Origin of the sequence: Hydrogenobaculum sp. 3684, assembly GCF_000213785.1 — a bacterium.
Taxonomy (GTDB): domain Bacteria; phylum Aquificota; class Aquificia; order Aquificales; family Aquificaceae; genus Hydrogenobaculum.
On the sequence record NC_015557.1, the window covers coordinates 534,613 to 550,493 of the forward strand.

General features: G+C 33.8%; 16 protein-coding genes and 2 tRNA genes. 14 read left to right on the top strand and 4 right to left on the bottom strand.

Annotated elements, in window-relative coordinates; genetic code table 11:
• Position 1 precedes the first annotated feature (1 nt).
• On the bottom strand, positions 2-349 hold the full coding sequence (locus tag HYD3684_RS03010; protein WP_015419219.1) for a hypothetical protein: 348 nt from the start codon (positions 347-349) through the stop codon (positions 2-4).
• Positions 346-1,569, bottom strand: a complete 1,224-nt coding sequence (locus tag HYD3684_RS03015) for an MFS transporter (protein ID WP_015419220.1) — start codon at positions 1,567-1,569, stop codon at positions 346-348. Before HYD3684_RS03015 ends, HYD3684_RS03010 begins: the two co-directional genes overlap by 4 nt.
• Positions 1,570-1,680: 111 nt before the next feature.
• Between HYD3684_RS03015 and HYD3684_RS03020 the strand changes: the two genes are divergently transcribed.
• From HYD3684_RS03020 to HYD3684_RS08495, 4 genes are all read left to right on the top strand, one after another.
• A tRNA-Val gene (locus tag HYD3684_RS03020) sits at positions 1,681-1,752 on the top strand.
• Positions 1,753-1,775: 23 nt separating this feature from the next.
• Positions 1,776-2,651, top strand: coding sequence for a UTP--glucose-1-phosphate uridylyltransferase GalU (gene galU, locus HYD3684_RS03025; protein ID WP_015419221.1), 876 nt, complete (start codon positions 1,776-1,778; stop codon positions 2,649-2,651).
• Positions 2,641-4,533 carry a 1,4-alpha-glucan branching protein GlgB gene (gene glgB, locus HYD3684_RS03030; protein ID WP_015419222.1) on the top strand — a complete coding sequence of 631 codons (1,893 nt, stop codon included), beginning with the start codon at positions 2,641-2,643 and terminating at the stop codon, positions 4,531-4,533. The genes galU and glgB overlap by 11 nt, the downstream gene beginning before the upstream one ends.
• 40 nt (positions 4,534-4,573) lie before the next feature.
• Complete coding sequence (locus HYD3684_RS08495) at positions 4,574-4,705, top strand: hypothetical protein (RefSeq protein ID WP_012513656.1); 132 nt, start codon at positions 4,574-4,576, stop codon at positions 4,703-4,705.
• Here the strand turns inward: HYD3684_RS08495 and ftsY are convergent.
• Together ftsY and HYD3684_RS03040 are read right to left on the bottom strand one after the other, a co-directional pair.
• A complete protein-coding gene (gene ftsY, locus HYD3684_RS03035; protein WP_015419223.1) occupies positions 4,702-6,093 on the bottom strand; it encodes a signal recognition particle-docking protein FtsY in 1,392 nt (463 codons plus the stop codon). The two genes, HYD3684_RS08495 and ftsY, sit on opposite strands and share 4 nt — an antisense overlap.
• Before the next feature lie 35 nt (positions 6,094-6,128).
• Complete coding sequence (locus HYD3684_RS03040; RefSeq protein WP_015419224.1) at positions 6,129-6,548, bottom strand: Fur family transcriptional regulator; 420 nt, start codon at positions 6,546-6,548, stop codon at positions 6,129-6,131.
• A gap of 107 nt (positions 6,549-6,655) precedes the next feature.
• Here HYD3684_RS03040 and HYD3684_RS03045 point away from each other — a divergent pair.
• The 10 genes from HYD3684_RS03045 to HYD3684_RS03090 all read left to right on the top strand — a co-directional run bounded on the left by HYD3684_RS03045 (position 6,656) and on the right by HYD3684_RS03090 (position 15,864).
• Positions 6,656-6,729: transfer RNA gene (locus tag HYD3684_RS03045), tRNA-Arg, on the top strand.
• A 160-nt stretch (positions 6,730-6,889) separates the two neighbouring features.
• Complete coding sequence (locus HYD3684_RS03050) at positions 6,890-8,953, top strand: TonB-dependent receptor (RefSeq protein ID WP_015419225.1); 2,064 nt, start codon at positions 6,890-6,892, stop codon at positions 8,951-8,953.
• Positions 8,954-9,129: 176 nt separating this feature from the next.
• Positions 9,130-9,441 (top strand): metalloregulator ArsR/SmtB family transcription factor, encoded by a 312-nt coding sequence (locus tag HYD3684_RS03055; RefSeq protein ID WP_015419226.1) that lies wholly within the window; start codon positions 9,130-9,132, stop codon positions 9,439-9,441.
• A complete protein-coding gene (trxA, locus tag HYD3684_RS03060) occupies positions 9,422-9,748 on the top strand; it encodes a thioredoxin (protein ID WP_015419227.1) in 327 nt (108 codons plus the stop codon). Before HYD3684_RS03055 ends, trxA begins: the two co-directional genes overlap by 20 nt.
• Positions 9,745-10,683 (top strand): thioredoxin-disulfide reductase, encoded by a 939-nt coding sequence (gene trxB / locus HYD3684_RS03065; RefSeq protein ID WP_015419228.1) that lies wholly within the window; start codon positions 9,745-9,747, stop codon positions 10,681-10,683. Before trxA ends, trxB begins: the two co-directional genes overlap by 4 nt.
• Before the next feature lie 81 nt (positions 10,684-10,764).
• Entirely contained in the window at positions 10,765-11,748 is a 984-nt protein-coding gene (locus HYD3684_RS03070; protein ID WP_237698627.1) for a PilZ domain-containing protein, read from the top strand.
• Positions 11,745-12,563 (top strand): Gfo/Idh/MocA family oxidoreductase, encoded by an 819-nt coding sequence (locus tag HYD3684_RS03075; protein ID WP_015419230.1) that lies wholly within the window; start codon positions 11,745-11,747, stop codon positions 12,561-12,563. The genes HYD3684_RS03070 and HYD3684_RS03075 overlap by 4 nt, the downstream gene beginning before the upstream one ends.
• Positions 12,544-13,698: a ribonuclease E/G gene (locus HYD3684_RS03080; RefSeq protein WP_015419231.1), complete on the top strand. Its 1,155-nt coding sequence runs from the start codon at positions 12,544-12,546 to the stop codon at positions 13,696-13,698. Before HYD3684_RS03075 ends, HYD3684_RS03080 begins: the two co-directional genes overlap by 20 nt.
• A 46-nt stretch (positions 13,699-13,744) precedes the next feature.
• A complete protein-coding gene (gene thrC, locus HYD3684_RS03085) occupies positions 13,745-14,983 on the top strand; it encodes a threonine synthase (protein WP_015419232.1) in 1,239 nt (412 codons plus the stop codon).
• A 104-nt stretch (positions 14,984-15,087) separates the two neighbouring features.
• Complete coding sequence (locus HYD3684_RS03090) at positions 15,088-15,864, top strand: YhjD/YihY/BrkB family envelope integrity protein (RefSeq protein WP_015471347.1); 777 nt, start codon at positions 15,088-15,090, stop codon at positions 15,862-15,864.
• The last annotated feature ends 17 nt before the right edge of the window (positions 15,865-15,881 follow it).

Consider the following 15,881-nt stretch of genomic DNA (forward strand, 5'->3'; position numbering starts at 1 on the left):
ACTAAAATCCCCCTTTTGAGAATTCTGCCTTATAAATTTTATCATTCTTATCTACCCAAAAATTTGCATAAAATTTTCTCTCTTCAACTTCCGGCGGAAAACAATCCTCAGCTCCAAAATAATAAGAATAACCAGCGCAAGTGGATGGATATACGTATCTTCTTACAAATATATAACTAAATATGCGAGAACCATTTTTTAGCTTGACAACGCTTGACGGCGGACCAAACTCTTCGATAAGCTTGCTTAAATTAGCACCTACTAATGAGTTTACTCTATATGAAAGATAATGAGCATAAGCATTTGTAGTACTTGCGCAAGAAGATAAAAATATTGAAAAGCCTATCAATAAAGCCCAGGCGGCTCTATAAATTCCTCTTCTAATTCTTTTGAACTTCTTGGTATCTTTATTGAACTTAACCATTTATAAGTTAATATAAGCCAAATTGCCCCTATTGCAACATCAACTATAGACATAGTTTTTGGGCTTGTAAGAAAAATACCACCAAAAACACCTCCTAAAAAAGCACCAACAAACTGATTCATATTGTAAAAGCCCATAGAAAGTCCTCTTAGATCTTTATGGGTTAACTTCGTCAAAAGAGATGGCATAATAGGTTCTAACAAGAAAAATCCGATAAAGAAAAACATTATCAACAAAACACCAGCTAACACTCCTCTAAATATAAAAAACAATGTAAAACCAACAATCAACGAAAAAATTGCCGTTAGAAAAACCTCCTTCATCTTAGCTTTTCTTTCTGCAACTATGGTGGCTGGCACCATTATAACTAAGGCTAAAAATACAGTAGGAAGATAAACTATCCAGTGGTGGGATTTTGGAAAACCATGTTTTATAAAATAAATTGGAACCACTGTAAATACGGAAACCAAGAAGTAGTGAGCTACAGTCACTGATGTATTTAACATTATTTGATTTTTATCCTTCATAAGGGTTAAGATATTTTTCAAAGATGGATTTATCTCTCTGTCTTTGGCGTGTACTTTTGGTTCTTTTATGAAAACCAATATATAAACCATTGCTATAAAAGATAAAATACCTGTTATATAAAACATAGCAGGTACGCCGATGTAGTGAGCCATAATAGGTGCTACTACTATAGAAAAGGCAAAAACCATACCTATTGCTGCACCTATATGAGCAAAAGCTTGTGTTCTTACTTCTTCTCGGGTAAGGTCTGCCGCTAAAGAAGACAAAGCCGAAGAAACAGCTCCAAACCCTTGGACAAATCTAGCCAATACTAATTCTATAGCCGTATGAGCAAAACCTGCCCAAAAGCTTCCAAGCACATAAGTTAACATACCTATTGTTATTATGGGTTTTCTACCGTATTTATCAGATAGATAACCAAATGGAATTTGTAAAAACGCTTGGGCAAAACCATAAGTACCAAACGCCAATCCCACAAGCAAAGGTGTAGAACCAGGCAAGCCCTTTGCATAAGGGGATAAAACTGGTAAAAGCAAGAAAAGCCCCAACATTCTAACGGCTATAGCAAACGTTATCCCTAATACCGATTTCTGTTCTTCTTTAGTAAAACCTTTCATATGAGGATATTATAATAACAAATTATAAAAATTTTATAATAAATGATACCAATCATCTACTTTTAAAAGTTGTGCAAACTTTTTTATTTTATGTTATTATATTTTTAATTAAGGTGAGTAGCTCAGTGGGAGAGCGACGCCCTTACAAGGCGTAGGTCGCAGGTTCGACCCCTGTCTCACCTATTTTAATAAAAAAGGGGAAACATATGGAAGTGAGAAAAGCCGTTATACCTTCTGCTGGGTGGGGTACAAGATTTTTACCGGCTACCAAAGCAATGCCAAAAGAGATGTTCCCCATCATAGACAAACCTGTTATACAGTTTATTGTGGAAGAGCTTCTGGCAAGCGATATAGAAAATATTGTTTTTGTTACAGGAAGACATAAAAGACCTTTAGAGCACCATTTTGATGTAAATACAGATTTAGAGATTTTTCTCGAGAAAAACAACAAGAAAGAGTTGCTTGAAAACATAAGAACAGTTTCTCACCTTATAAATCCAATATATATAAGACAAAAAGAGCAACTTGGCCTTGGACATGCCGTCTTAACAGCTGAGCCTGTAGTAGGTGCAGAGCCTTTCATTGTCTCTCTTGGCGATATAGTAATTCAAACGGATGTAAACATTATCTCTGAAATGAAAAATCTTTACAAAAAATTTGGAAAAAGCATAGTAGCAGTTTACGAAGTTCCAAGAGAAGAAGTGTATAAATACGGTATAGTATCTGGAAAAGAAATAGAAGATGATATATTTCTAATAGAAAATATGGTAGAAAAACCAGATATAGAAACAGCTCCTTCAAACCTTGCTATTTTAGGAAGGTATCTTTTTACACCCACTATTTTTGAAAAGCTCAAAAATACAAAACCAGGCAAAGGTGGGGAAATACAGCTTACAGATGCTATGAAAATGCTATTAGAAGATGAGGCAGTTTACGCTTACAAAGTTAAAGCAAGGGTATATGACACAGGAAATAAGCTTGATTATTTAAAAACTATAGTTGAATTTGCTTTACAAAGAGAGGATTTAAAAGACGAGTTTTTTGGCTTTTTAGAAGATATAGTAAAAAATAATGGCTTATAAATACAATTACGATATAAGCCTTTTAACCGACGAAGATTTGTATCTTTTCAACGAAGGGACACATTATCATCTTTATGAAAAGCTTGGGGCCCATGTGCTTGAAGGTGGAGTATACTTTGCCGTGTGGGCTCCAAATGCCAAAGAAGTTTATGTAGAAGGTAGTTTTAACTTTTGGAATAAAAAAGAATACCCTTTAAGACCTAAAGGAAGCTCTGGCATATGGGAAATTTTTATAGAAGATCTTAAAAGCTATGAACTTTATAAGTATTACATAGTCTCAAACTTTGGATACGAGCTAGAAAAAAGAGATCCATTCGCTTTTTACACAGAAGTCCCACCAAAAAGTGCCGGCATCATTTACGATATATCTGGCTATCAATGGAAAGATGAATCATGGCTTTTAAAAAGAAAAAACTCAAACCACTACAAAGAACCCATAAGCATATACGAAGTACATCTTGGCTCTTGGAGAAGGACGTTAGAAAACGGATTTTTATCTTATAAGGATATAGCCCATCAGCTTGTAGAGTATGTAAAAGATATGGGATTTACCCATGTAGAGTTTTTACCCATTATGGAACATCCTTTTTACGGGTCTTGGGGATATCAAACGCTTTCTTACTTTGCTCCGACATCTAGATATGGAGAGCCAAAAGATTTTATGTATCTTGTGGATTTTCTGCACCAAAACGATATAGGAGTAATACTTGATTGGGTACCATCTCATTTTGCCACAGACGATTATGGACTTTCTTTCTTTGACGGGACTCATCTTTACGAGCACATGGACAAAAGAAAAGGATATCACCCAGATTGGGGAAGCTATATATTTAACTATGGAAGACATGAGGTTAGAGCGTTTTTAATAAGTAGTGCCAACTTTTGGTTTGACAAATATCATGTAGATGGTATAAGAGTAGATGCCGTTGCCTCCATGCTTTATCTTGATTATTCAAGAAAAGAAGGCGAATGGGAACCAAATATTTACGGTGGTAAAGAAAATTTAGAAGCTATTGATTTTCTGAGGAAACTAAATGAAACAGTATATATCTTTAATCCTGGGATATTTACAGTAGCAGAAGAATCCACCGCTTGGCCCATGGTTACAAAACCTACTTACATAGGTGGGCTTGGATTTGGTTTCAAATGGGATATGGGCTGGATGCATGATACTTTGAGATATTTTTCCAAAGACCCAATACATAGAAAATATCATCAACAAGATATAACGTTTAGAATGCTTTACGCTTTTAACGAAAACTTCATATTACCGCTCTCTCACGATGAGGTGGTGCATGGAAAAGGTTCTTTGATAGGAAAAATGCCCGGTGATTACTGGCAAAAATTTGCAAATTTAAGACTTTTACTGTCTTATATGTATGGAAGTCCTGGCAAAAAGCTTCTTTTTATGGGTAGTGAGTTTGGCCAATTTGATGAATGGAATCACGATAAAAGCTTGGACTGGCATCTTTTAGAGTTTGATTCGCATAAAGGTATACAAAATTTGGTAAGAGATTTAAATAAAATTTACAAAAACGAAACAGCTTTACATGAATTAGATCACGATCCAGAAGGTTTTGAATGGATTGATTTTCAAGACGTAGAGCAATCTATTTTTTCATTTTTAAGAAAAGCCAAAAACGGTGATTTCGTAATCTGTATTTTTAACGCTACTCCTGTTCCAAGACATGATTATAAAATAGGTGTTCCAAAACCAGGTTTTTATAAAGAAATATTAAATTCAGACTCTATCTACTATTGGGGTTCTAACGTCGGAAATGCTGGACTCATAGAAGCGCATGCTGAACCTTGGCATAAGTTTAACTTTTCCATAAGCTTAACGCTTCCACCGTTAGGAGCGCTATTTTTAAAATTAGCTTAATTTTATATAGATTTTATATTGATGTTATAAAATATTCCCAATGGGAAATCTTGGTTTTCTTCATTTTGAGGGTTTAGGAGCGGTTATATTGGTTATTATAGTAATAGCTGTGGCTGGAGCTCTTTATTTATCTTATAAGCTTGATAAGGGTGAAGAAGAGGAGATAGACTAACTAAGTAGAGCGTCTACAAACGTTTCTGGATCAAAAGGATCCAAATCTTCCATTCTTTCGCCATCTGCTGTCATATATATTGGTAATGCTAAATCCTTACATATAGAGATAACGCTTCCACCTTTGGATGTACCGTCTAGTTTCGTTATCACCAAACCGTTTATATCTACAGCCTCTTTGAATATCTTTGCTTGAGATATAGAGTTTTGGCCTATAGTAGAATCTATAACTAGCAAAGCTTTCTGAGGAGCTTTTTCATAAGCTTTTTGAATAGACTTTTTAATTTTTCTAAGCTCATTTATAAGTGGTTCTTTCGTATGTAGCCTTCCTGCCGTATCTATAATTACCACATCATAACCTTCTTCCAAACCTTTTTTAGTAGCTTCAAAGGCCACCGATGCAGGATCAGCGCCTTCTTGTTTTTTAACTATATCCACTTGAGCCCTCTGAGCCCATACTTCTAATTGCTCTATTGCAGCTGCTCTAAAGGTATCCGCTGCTCCAAGAAGCACTTTCTTATTTTGAGCCTTGTATATGCTAGCCAGTTTTCCGATCGTAGTGGTTTTACCAGACCCATTAACCCCTAAAAACAATATAACAAACGGTTTTTCTTTTTCATTTAAAAGCTCAAAAAATAAATCTTTGTTACCACAATTTTTTATAATGCTTAAAAGCTCTTCTTTCAAAAGTGGTTTAAGCTGTTCTGCTGTCTGTAAATTGCGTTTTATGGCTTCCGTTTTAAGGTTTTCTACAATATTTAACACAAGCTTAACGTTTATATCCGCTCTTATTAACTTCTCCTCTAATTCCTCAAAAAGCTCTTCATCTATTTTTCTATTTATAAAAATAGTATTTAATAAAATGATATCTTTTGTTTTTTTGAGGGTTTTGCTTATTTTTTCAAAGAGACTTTCTTTTGGTATATCTACTATTCCTAATATCTTTTTGAGGTCAAACAAAAGCTCTTCTACTTCTTTTTTCTTATCGTAAGGAACTATCTGATAAGCTCTATTGATAAATTCTAAAGCCTTCTGGTAATCTCCTATGTGCTTATATAAAAGCCCAATTTTATAAAGGCTGTTAAAATCTCCTATTTTTAGATATTCCTCTATAGCTTTTGTGATATATCCAGATTCTTCGTATACCAAAGCCCTTTCTGGAGCTGTACCCACATCTTTATACTTTTCTATAAGCGTATAGGCTTTGTAATATTCGTTATTTTTTAAGTATAAATCAAATAGTATTTTTCTTAGTTCTTCGTTGTCTTTAAAGTTTTCTAATATAGATTCTGCTTTAGAGGTTTTACCGCTTTTTATAAGCTCTAGTATAGCTTCTTTAGACCCTTCCTCTGCCTTTTTCTCAGTATCGGACTTTTTCCAAAAAAACATATCTATATTCTATATGAAAGTAAAATCTTTATCAACTAATTTGCTTTTACATTTATGCAGTTTTTACATACTCCGTAGAGAAAAACCTCTACACTGGTAGTTCTGGCTATATTATCATTTTTAACACTGCTTAAATCTATAGACACAGGTTCCATATCGTAGATGCTACCACAGTGCTCACATACAAAATGAGAATGGGGCTCCATATTTGGGTCAAAATAGGTTTTATCTTCTAAGTAAATAGTCTTTGCTAATCCTATATCTACCAATGTATTGAGGGTATTGTATACTGTAGACAAAGATATATATGGAAATCTTTCCTTTACCATACCATAAAGAGCCTCGGCACTAGGATGCTCCTTTGAATTTAAAAATAAATCCAAAACATACTCTCTCTGTGGAGTTATTTTATATCCTAATTCTCTAAGCTTACTAATTGCAAACGCTTTCTTCATAAGAAAGAATATAAATTTAAATTTATTATTAAAAATGATTTAAAACATTAAAATATTAGAAAACGAACACAAAATAGCCATTTTCATTTATAATATTAAGATTGCTAGTCTCCGTAGCTCAGTAGGATAGAGCGCGAGATTCCTAATCTCGAGGCCGGCGGTTCGACTCCGCCCGGAGACGTATAAAAACTACCGCTATAAAATTTCTATCCTCCTCATTACTTCAACTATTAAAAACCAAAAATAACATCTATTTTAAATTTACCTCAAATATTTCACTTGATTTCACGAAAAATATGTGATAAAATAAAATATGATTTAAAGCTAATGGAGGATAGGAAATGGTAAAGAGAGCGCTTCTTAGTCTTTGTGTTTTCTCATCTATTGGTCTTGCACAAGATTTTTCAAGTATCTTCTTACTAAAACCTTTAGAAATAATTGGTAGTTCAAAAGGTTTTGAGGCTTTTAAAAGCAGCAAAACACTCCAAAGAAAAAGCAGTGTGGATTTAGCACAAGCTCTTGACAATCAAGTTGGTATATTTAACTATTCCAAAGGTCCTATTGCAAACGATATAGTTTTAGATGGTCTAAACAGAGACAATATAAACGTTTTGATAGATGGGGCGAGGCTCTACGGAGCATGTCCAAGTAGGATGGATGTACCAGCTTTTCATATACCTCTAAACTTTCTCCAGGGGATAAAAATCGTATATGGTCCTTACGATGTAACGCATCAAGGTTCTATGGGTGGCTTGGTAGACGTCAAAACCATATATCCAAAACTTGGATTTCACTCAAATTTATCGTTTAATGCAAACTCTTACGGATTTGTAAATCCAAACGTAGAGGCCTCTTACAACAACGGCAAGTTTTACTTTGTAGCAGGGTATTCTTTCAAAACCGCCCAACCTTACAAAGACGCTCACGGTGTCAAAATCACAGATTATATACCAAACGAGTATAAATCTAAACCAACCCATGATTTTAACATAAACTCTTACATGACTAAATTTGGCTTTACACCCACCACAAATACAGATATAGGTTTAGAGTATATAAAGCAAAGCGCCAACAACGTGCTGTATCCATTTCTTACTATGGATGCCATATACGATAGATCAAATATTGTTAATTTTCACATAGACAAAGAAAACATCTCAAAGGATATCAAAAGTATAAACTTCAAAACTTACTATACAGACGTATATCATCTTATGACAAACCAATATAGAGCTAGTTCTATGTACATGGCCACCTACGCCCGCACAAAAACCTACGGTTCTTCTATTTCCACAGATGTATTTGATACCACCTTTGGGCTTGATTTTTATAGAAGGGATTGGTATGTATTAAATCAAACATCAATGAGCATGAGTCCTCCCTTCATAATCCCAGATGTATTTATTACAAACATAGGTGCTTTTGCTAAAAAAGATTTTAATGCTTTTAAAAGCCTAAAAATAAACATAGGCCTTAGAATAGACAATACAAAATCATCACCAGACGGTTCTTTGGTGAAAAAAGACACAAGTATGAAAAATTTATACACTTCACTTTATGGAGCATCACCACAAGACAAAGAAGATACATACCTAAGTGGTTATATAAAGCTTAATAAAGCCATTAACCAAAACAACAATTTTTACGTTGGCTTTGGACATACTGTAAGAGTACCAGATCCAGAAGAAAGGTACATATATTTTGATTTTGTAAACATGGGGATGGGCAGCAGTATGAGCAGCAATAGTTATTGGATAGGAAATCCAAACCTAAAACCAGCCCAAAACAACGAGTTTGATATAGGATTTTCCTCTAATTACAACAAATTTTCTATGAACCTCGATCTTTATTATAGATATATATACGATTATATAACCATAACACAATTTTCTAACTTTTCTAACCCAAATATCCCAAAAGGAAAGATAAACGAATATTGGAATACAAACGCCTATATGAACGGTGCCAATCTAAGCGCTAAATATTTTATAACAGATACTCTTAGCGTATCATCAGAAACCTCGTACGTTAGAGGCTATCAAATAACAAATCAAGCTAAGCACATCACAAGCCCAAATCTACCAGATATACCACCTCTTAGAGAAGTCTTGGCGCTAAAATACGACAACAAAACATACTTTGGTAAGATAGAAACCATCTTAGCAAGCACTCAGGATAAAGTAAACACAGATTTAAACGAGAAAAAAGTACCAGGATATGGTTTGGTAAATGTATCTGGTGGGATAAATCTTAAAAACGGCATATCGGTGGTGCTTGGGGTTGATAACCTTCTAAATCAAGAGTATTACATGTATAACGATTATTACTCAAATCCTTTCAATACAGGAGTAAATTTACCAGAACCAGGACGCACGTTTTATATAAATGCTCAATATAGTTTCTAATCTAGATGACCGCTTTTTGTCAATTCCTAAAACAGCCTCCGGAAAACGCTTTGTCCATCCATAACTACCTTCCGGAGGCCCTCCTTTTATTGAGCTTTTAATATGATTTGGAAAATATATATTCAAGTTATAATAAACCATTGTGTATAACAAAATTAGTTTATAATATTTTTGTTATGAGTATAGAAGTAGACAAAGAAGAAACCTTGGTAGATATAGCCGAGTTTTTAAAAGCTTTAGGGCATCCCATTAGGCTTAAAATAGTGGAATTATTGATAGAACATAAACAGTGTGTAAAAAACCTTGGAGATGTGCTAGGTATCCCACAGCCAAATATATCTCAGCACCTTGCCATACTTCGCTCAAAAGGTATTGTAGGATGGAAAAGAGAAGGAGCTATAATATGTTATTTTATCAAGGACAAAAGAGCAATAGAAGTTTATAATTTATTGTGTAAGGAGGTTCAAGATGGCACAAAATGTTGTTGAACTTACAGACGCTAACTGGGAAAGTGAGGTCATAAACTCCTCAGTTCCAGTTTTGGTTGATTTTTGGGCACCTTGGTGTGGACCCTGCAGAATCATAGCCCCAGTCGTTGAGAAACTAGCCGGTGAGTTTGCTGGCCAAATAAAGGTAGGTAAGCTAAACACAGACGATAACCCAGGTGTATCCATGAGATACGGTATAAGAGCTATACCTACTATAATGATGTTTAAAAATGGCGAAGTAGTAGACACAAGAGTAGGTGTCCAACCAGAAGATAGCTTAAGAAAGATGATCAAAAACAATTTATGATAAACACTCATAAAATTTACGATTGCATAATAATTGGTGGAGGTCCGGCCGGTCTTACAGCCGGGCTTTATTGTGCTAGAGCGAAGATGGATGTAATACTTTTGGAAAAATCAACACTTGGTGGCCAAATAGCTATAACGGATTTAGTAGAAAACTATCCTGGGTTTCCAGAAGGTATAAGCGGCAAAGAACTTACAAGCAAATTCAAAGATCAAGCTGAAAGATTTGGTCTTAAAATCCATAGGCAAGGTGTGATATCTGTGAAAAACGACGATAATAATATTAAAATCCTTCAACTTGACAATGGATCAGAGTTAAGAGCGAAAACCGTCATAATTGCCACTGGTGCCCGTATGAGGACCCTTGACGTACCAGGCGAGAAAGAATTTTTAAATAGAGGTGTATCTTATTGCGCTACTTGTGATGGTGCTCTTTTTGAGGATGTACCAATAGCTGTTGTCGGCGGTGGTGATTCTGCAACGCAAGAAGCGATCTTTTTAACACGCTTTGCCTCAAAAGTTTACCTAATACACAGAAGAGATAAACTAAGGGCAAAACCACTTCTTCAAGACAGAGTTTTCTCTAATCCAAAAATAGAGTTTGTACCAAACAAAGTGGTAAAAGCCATCCAAGGTAGCGATTTTGTTAATTCTTTATTGTTGGAAGATACTAAAACCGGTGAACATTCTATCTTATCCGTAGATGGTGTCTTTATATTTATAGGTATGATACCGGCCACAGATATAGTAAAAGATTTGGTAGAGTTAGATGAGTATGGATATATAAAGGTTAACGACAATATGGAAACTTCAGTACCAGGCATATTCGCTGCTGGGGATTGTAGAAGTGGTCAAACAGGTCAAGTTGTCGTTGCTGCTGGAGAGGGTTGCATAGCCGCAATGTCCGCTGAAAGATATCTACAAAATTCCGAATAAGATTTAATGAATACTTTACAACAGGCGGTAAATATATGGTATAGCAGTTCCAACACTACAAATATAATAATAGTTTTATGGATGCTTTTAACTGTTATATTTTTATTTTTTTTAATACCATATTTGATAGTAGAAATTAAAAAAAGAAACAAAATAAAAGAAGATTTTTTCAAAAAAGCCAAAGAATATGGACTAACAGAGTTGGAAGCTGAATTGTTGTGGAAATATTCTAAAGATTATAGATGGAACATATCTTTAGTTTTTAATAATAAAAAGGTTTTTGAAATAATAGCATCAAAGATCTTAAAAAACGATACATCTCTTGCGGATATTATAACCCAATTAAGACATAAGCTTGGTTTTGAAAAAGTGCCATGGTTCTTACCTATATCTAGCACAAAAGACATAGAGCTATATCAAAGCGGAAAGATTTTGTTTAACGAAAGACAATACGACGCTGTTGTATGGGATAAAGACGAAAAATATATCTATCTAGCACTTTACAACATAAACAAAAGCCCTATCAAGATAGGAGATGTTATAACGTTTAGTTTTATCACTCAAGACTACGTTCAAACATCTTTTACTTCAAAAGTTGTTGGAATATCTCAAGATTCTGGTAGAATTTTGTACAAGTTAGAGCATTCAGATAAAGTTACAAGGACACCTATCAGGGACGCAGTAAGAATTGAGTTGAGTTTAAAAGCACATATATACATTCCTACATCCGAAGAACTGGAAGCTTATGAAAAAGAAAAGATTTTACCAGAACCAGAAGAAGATAATCTTATAGAAGGAGTGATAAAGGATTTGAGTATAGGAGGAACAAGGTTTTGCACCAGTAAATCTTTGCCAGATCTTCAGAAGGTATTTGTAAAGTTCCATATATACAATAAAGATTTGATAATATTTGGTACCATAAGAAATAAATTTGATGCTATAGACCATTTTTGTTATGGTATAAAATTTGAAAGTCTAACAAAAGAGCAAGAAGAGGATATAAGAAGCTACATAATAGAGCAACAAAGACTTTTAGTTAAATCTTACAAGTTAGGTGAGTTATGAATGTAAAAAAACACGTTGTATTGATAGGCGTTGGTAACATGGGCAATAAATACCTAAACGTACTAAAGCAATTAACCAATGATATTATACTTTGTGATAGAGATGTTAATAAAATATTAGATAAAGGATTTCCCTATGTATGCGATATAGGTGATTTAAATTCATCTATTTCTAAGGCTATCATAGCAACAGACCCTACTCAACATGTAAATATAGCAAAAATGTTGTTAAAAACTGGAGCTGATATACTTATAGAAAAACCACCAGCCACATCTTATGAAGAGTTTATGAGCTTATCAGAATTCAAGAATAAAATATGGATATCAGAAATTGAAAGATTCTCGCTTTGCATAAAAGAATTTCCAAAACACATAAAGCCAAAATACATAGAGATCAAAAGACTAAACAAAGGAAGAGGTTATATAAATCCTATATGGGATTTAGCTTGGCATGATCTCTACAATCTATTGTATTTGTTTGGAGATGTTACAATAGAAAACGTTAGAGTTGGACACGTCTGGGAGCTAACAGGAAAAGTAAACAATGAAACACCGTTTCAGCTGCAAGTAGCTTGGAATCACCATTTTATAGATAGGAGTTGGACTGTTCATACCAACAAAGGAAGCATCTTTATGAATTTTGCAGATGAAGAAATTATTTTAGAGGATGGGACTTCCTATACGAGAAAAGATGGCAACAAGCTTATGGATATGTTAGAGCAGTTTTTAGATGGCTTAGAAGATGAATCTTTTGATAGAGCAGCTAAAATATTAAAAATGTTAGATAATATAAAAGATGAAATTGGTAGTATATAAAAAGAATGATTTAATATTTTCAATGCTTTTTAAAAGTAACGAACTTTTAGATATTAAAGTAGACAACATAAACGATCCTGAATATAGCTCATCTATTTTTTTAGGTAAGATAAAATCTATCGCAAACGGAGTAGAAGGATATTTTGTTGATATAGGTTTAAAAAAAGATGGATATCTGCCTTTCAAAGAAGCTGATAAAGAATATAAAATAGGAGATTATGTTGTTGTTCAAGTAAAAAAAGAACCATCCAAATTTAAAGGAGCTAAATTAACCACCAAACTCTCTTTTAAAGGAAAGTACATAATATATTATGAGGCTGATAAATCTGTAAAAACCTCACATCTTTTTGATGAGAATTTTAAAAGCGATTACGTTGACAAAGTTTATAGGCTTTTAAGAGAAAAAGAATCTGTAATTATTAGGACTCAAGCTAAAAATGTAGACATATCGAAAATAGAACAAGAGTTGGAATTTTATAGGAAAAAAGCAAAGCTCATAAGAGACATATCTCACAAAGCTATTATGCAATTAGAACCTAAAGAGCCATGCTATATATCAATGATAAAAGATTATGTTGGTGGTATAGAGAAAATTGTAGTATCCGATATAGAAATTTATAACAACATAGTGAGTTTCATATTGGCAAACGATTTAAATATAAACGTCGAAATGATTATTGATAAAGAGAAGTTAGAAAACTTATACGAAGTAGAAAAGCACATCAACAGGCTTTTAAGCAAGTATGTATGGTTAGAAAGCGGTGGTTTTTTAGTAATAGAAGAAACGGAGGCTATGACTACAATAGATGTAAATAGCGGTAAAAATACCTGTGATTGTATAGAATCAAGCTCTTACTCCACAAACTTGGAAGCAGCCAAAGAAATACCAAGACAAATAAAGCTTAGAAATTTAGGTGGTATCATAATGATAGATTTTATTTTTATGAAAGATCAAGCCCATAGAAAAGAGGTGCTTGATGTATTGAAAAATGGCTTTTCAAAAGACAACGTCCAAACCACAGTCTATGGATATACGGCTCTTGGGCTTATGGAGATAGCAAGAAAAAAAACTGGAAGAAGCTTGTTCCAAACCATAAAAGCATCTAAACAAGAAAATATACCAAGCGCTGTATGAAAGAGTTATAATAATTATTTATCACATTTTTGGAGGTTTTTAAGAAATGGCAAAACTCAAAGGACTAAAGTGTAGAGAATGCAAGCGTGAGTATCCCATCGAGCCAATACACGTTTGTGAGTTTTGTTTTGGTCCTTTGGAAGTAAATTATGACTATGATTATATTAAAAGCACAATAAGCAAAGAAAGTATATCAAAAGGCCCAAAAAGTTTATGGAGATACATAGATTTACTACCTGTAGAAAATCCAACCGTTGGCCTAACCGCTGGTTTTACCCCTCTTAAAAAAGCTGATAAACTTGGAAAAATACTTGGTCTTAACAATTTATATATAAAAGATGATTCGGTAAACCATCCAACACTTTCTTTTAAAGATAGAGTTGTATCTGTAGCTTTATCAAAAGCAAAAGAATTTGGTTTTGATACTGGGGCTTGCGCATCCACCGGCAATTTGGCAAATTCTGTAGCAGCTCATTGCGCTCAATCAGATCTAAATTGCTACGTTTTTATACCAGCAAATCTTGAATCCCAAAAAATTATAGGTAGTCTTGTTTTCAATCCTACAGTGGTGGCAGTAAATGGAAACTACGACGATGTAAACAGGCTATGCTCAGAAATTGCCAACGATTTAGGATGGGCTTTTGTAAATATAAATATAAGACCATACTATGCAGAAGGCTCAAAAACCCTTGCTTTTGAAACAATAGAACAGCTTGGCTGGATTGCTCCAGATGCCATAGTGGCTCCAGCGGCAAGCGGTTCACTTATAACAAAGATATACAAGGGAATAGAGGAATTTTACAAAGTAGGTCTAATAGATAAATATAACACTAGGGTATACGGGGCTCAAGCCTTAGGATGTTCACCGATAGCCCAAGCTTTTAAAGAAGGGCTTGATTTTGTAAAACCAGTAAAACCAAATACCATAGCGAAATCAATAGCTATTGGAAATCCAGCAGATGGTATTTATGCTCTTGATGTAGTAAGAAAAACTGGTGGTATTTGGGAAACAGCAGATGACAACGAAATAATAGAAGGTATGAAGCTTTTAGCTCAAACAGAAGGGATATTTACAGAAACAGCAGGTGGTACCACTATAGCTGTATTGAAAAAACTAGCTCAACAAGGGCAATTCAAGCCAGATGAAATTGTAGTAGCATATATTACTGGTAATGGCTATAAGACTATGGAAGTGTTGGAAGGAAAATTAAGCGAGACAATACATATAAATCCAACGCTTAAGGAATTTAAAGAGGTAGTCTTAAAAAGGACTAAAGGAGTTTAATATGGAAAAAGGAATGAGTGCTGTTGACCTTGTTACTACAATAATAGTGCTTGGAGTTATTGTAGCTGGTATCATAGTTCTACTCACAGCGGCATTTTAAGTATGTGAAAAACCTAATAAACTTTGTATTGGACTTTTTTAGATTAAAGATACTCTATCATGCCGGTGCTTTATCTTTTAGTTTTATTATGGCGATAGTGCCCCTTATACTTGGGACTGGTTTTTTTCTACATATGTTTTTAGAAAATAAAATAGACAATTATATATATCACTTTAGCGCTGTGTTTCCAGATTTTACAAATAAAATAATAAAAGACATATCCTATTTAGAGCAAAAGAGGTTAAAAGCAGGTATTATAGGAGCTTTGGTATCTCTATATTTTTCTACTGGATTTATAAAAGATTTAGATTATGCCATAGCGTTGATGTGGGATAAAAAAGAGGCAAAACGCATAGAGTTTATGTATTTCTTGTACCTAATGTTTTTCGTTGTAGTATTTACTGGTGGTTCTGTTTATTTGTTTTATATAAGCTTGGTGTTCAAACATCTTAACCTACCTTTGGAATTTACTAAAAATCTCAGCTATTTACTGTTTTTTACAGTATTTTTTTATTCTGTATACAGCATTTTTATACCAAGCAAGAATATTCGTAAAATTTATGTACTTGCAGTATCCGCTGTAGAATCCTTAGCTTTGTTGCTTTTAAAATATATAATAACAGTATACATATCACACTTACTTATTAAAAGCATAGTTTACGCATCGCTTTGGTTAATAATAGCTTTCTTGATATGGATAGATTGGTTAATGGCATCCTTGCTTTTGGGAGCCAGAGCTTTATTTTATATTCATAAAAGCCTTGCAAACAATTTATATTAAAATATTTTAATTATATT

What these genes read in the sequence shown, in the direction of transcription:
- HYD3684_RS03015 (WP_015419220.1), bottom strand. Translation starts at nt 1,569, where the DNA reads ATGAAAGGTTTTACTAAAGAAGAACAGAAATCGGTATTAGGGATAACG.
- galU (WP_015419221.1), top strand. Translation starts at nt 1,776, where the DNA reads ATGGAAGTGAGAAAAGCCGTTATACCTTCTGCTGGGTGGGGTACAAGA.
- glgB (WP_015419222.1), top strand. Translation starts at nt 2,641, where the DNA reads ATGGCTTATAAATACAATTACGATATAAGCCTTTTAACCGACGAAGAT.
- HYD3684_RS08495 (WP_012513656.1), top strand. Translation starts at nt 4,574, where the DNA reads ATGGGAAATCTTGGTTTTCTTCATTTTGAGGGTTTAGGAGCGGTTATA.
- ftsY (WP_015419223.1), bottom strand. Translation starts at nt 6,093, where the DNA reads ATGTTTTTTTGGAAAAAGTCCGATACTGAGAAAAAGGCAGAGGAAGGG.
- HYD3684_RS03040 (WP_015419224.1), bottom strand. Translation starts at nt 6,548, where the DNA reads ATGAAGAAAGCGTTTGCAATTAGTAAGCTTAGAGAATTAGGATATAAA.
- HYD3684_RS03050 (WP_015419225.1), top strand. Translation starts at nt 6,890, where the DNA reads ATGGTAAAGAGAGCGCTTCTTAGTCTTTGTGTTTTCTCATCTATTGGT.
- HYD3684_RS03055 (WP_015419226.1), top strand. Translation starts at nt 9,130, where the DNA reads ATGAGTATAGAAGTAGACAAAGAAGAAACCTTGGTAGATATAGCCGAG.
- trxA (WP_015419227.1), top strand. Translation starts at nt 9,422, where the DNA reads ATGGCACAAAATGTTGTTGAACTTACAGACGCTAACTGGGAAAGTGAG.
- trxB (WP_015419228.1), top strand. Translation starts at nt 9,745, where the DNA reads ATGATAAACACTCATAAAATTTACGATTGCATAATAATTGGTGGAGGT.
- HYD3684_RS03070 (WP_237698627.1), top strand. Translation starts at nt 10,765, where the DNA reads ATGCTTTTAACTGTTATATTTTTATTTTTTTTAATACCATATTTGATA.
- HYD3684_RS03075 (WP_015419230.1), top strand. Translation starts at nt 11,745, where the DNA reads ATGAATGTAAAAAAACACGTTGTATTGATAGGCGTTGGTAACATGGGC.
- HYD3684_RS03080 (WP_015419231.1), top strand. Translation starts at nt 12,544, where the DNA reads ATGAAATTGGTAGTATATAAAAAGAATGATTTAATATTTTCAATGCTT.
- thrC (WP_015419232.1), top strand. Translation starts at nt 13,745, where the DNA reads ATGGCAAAACTCAAAGGACTAAAGTGTAGAGAATGCAAGCGTGAGTAT.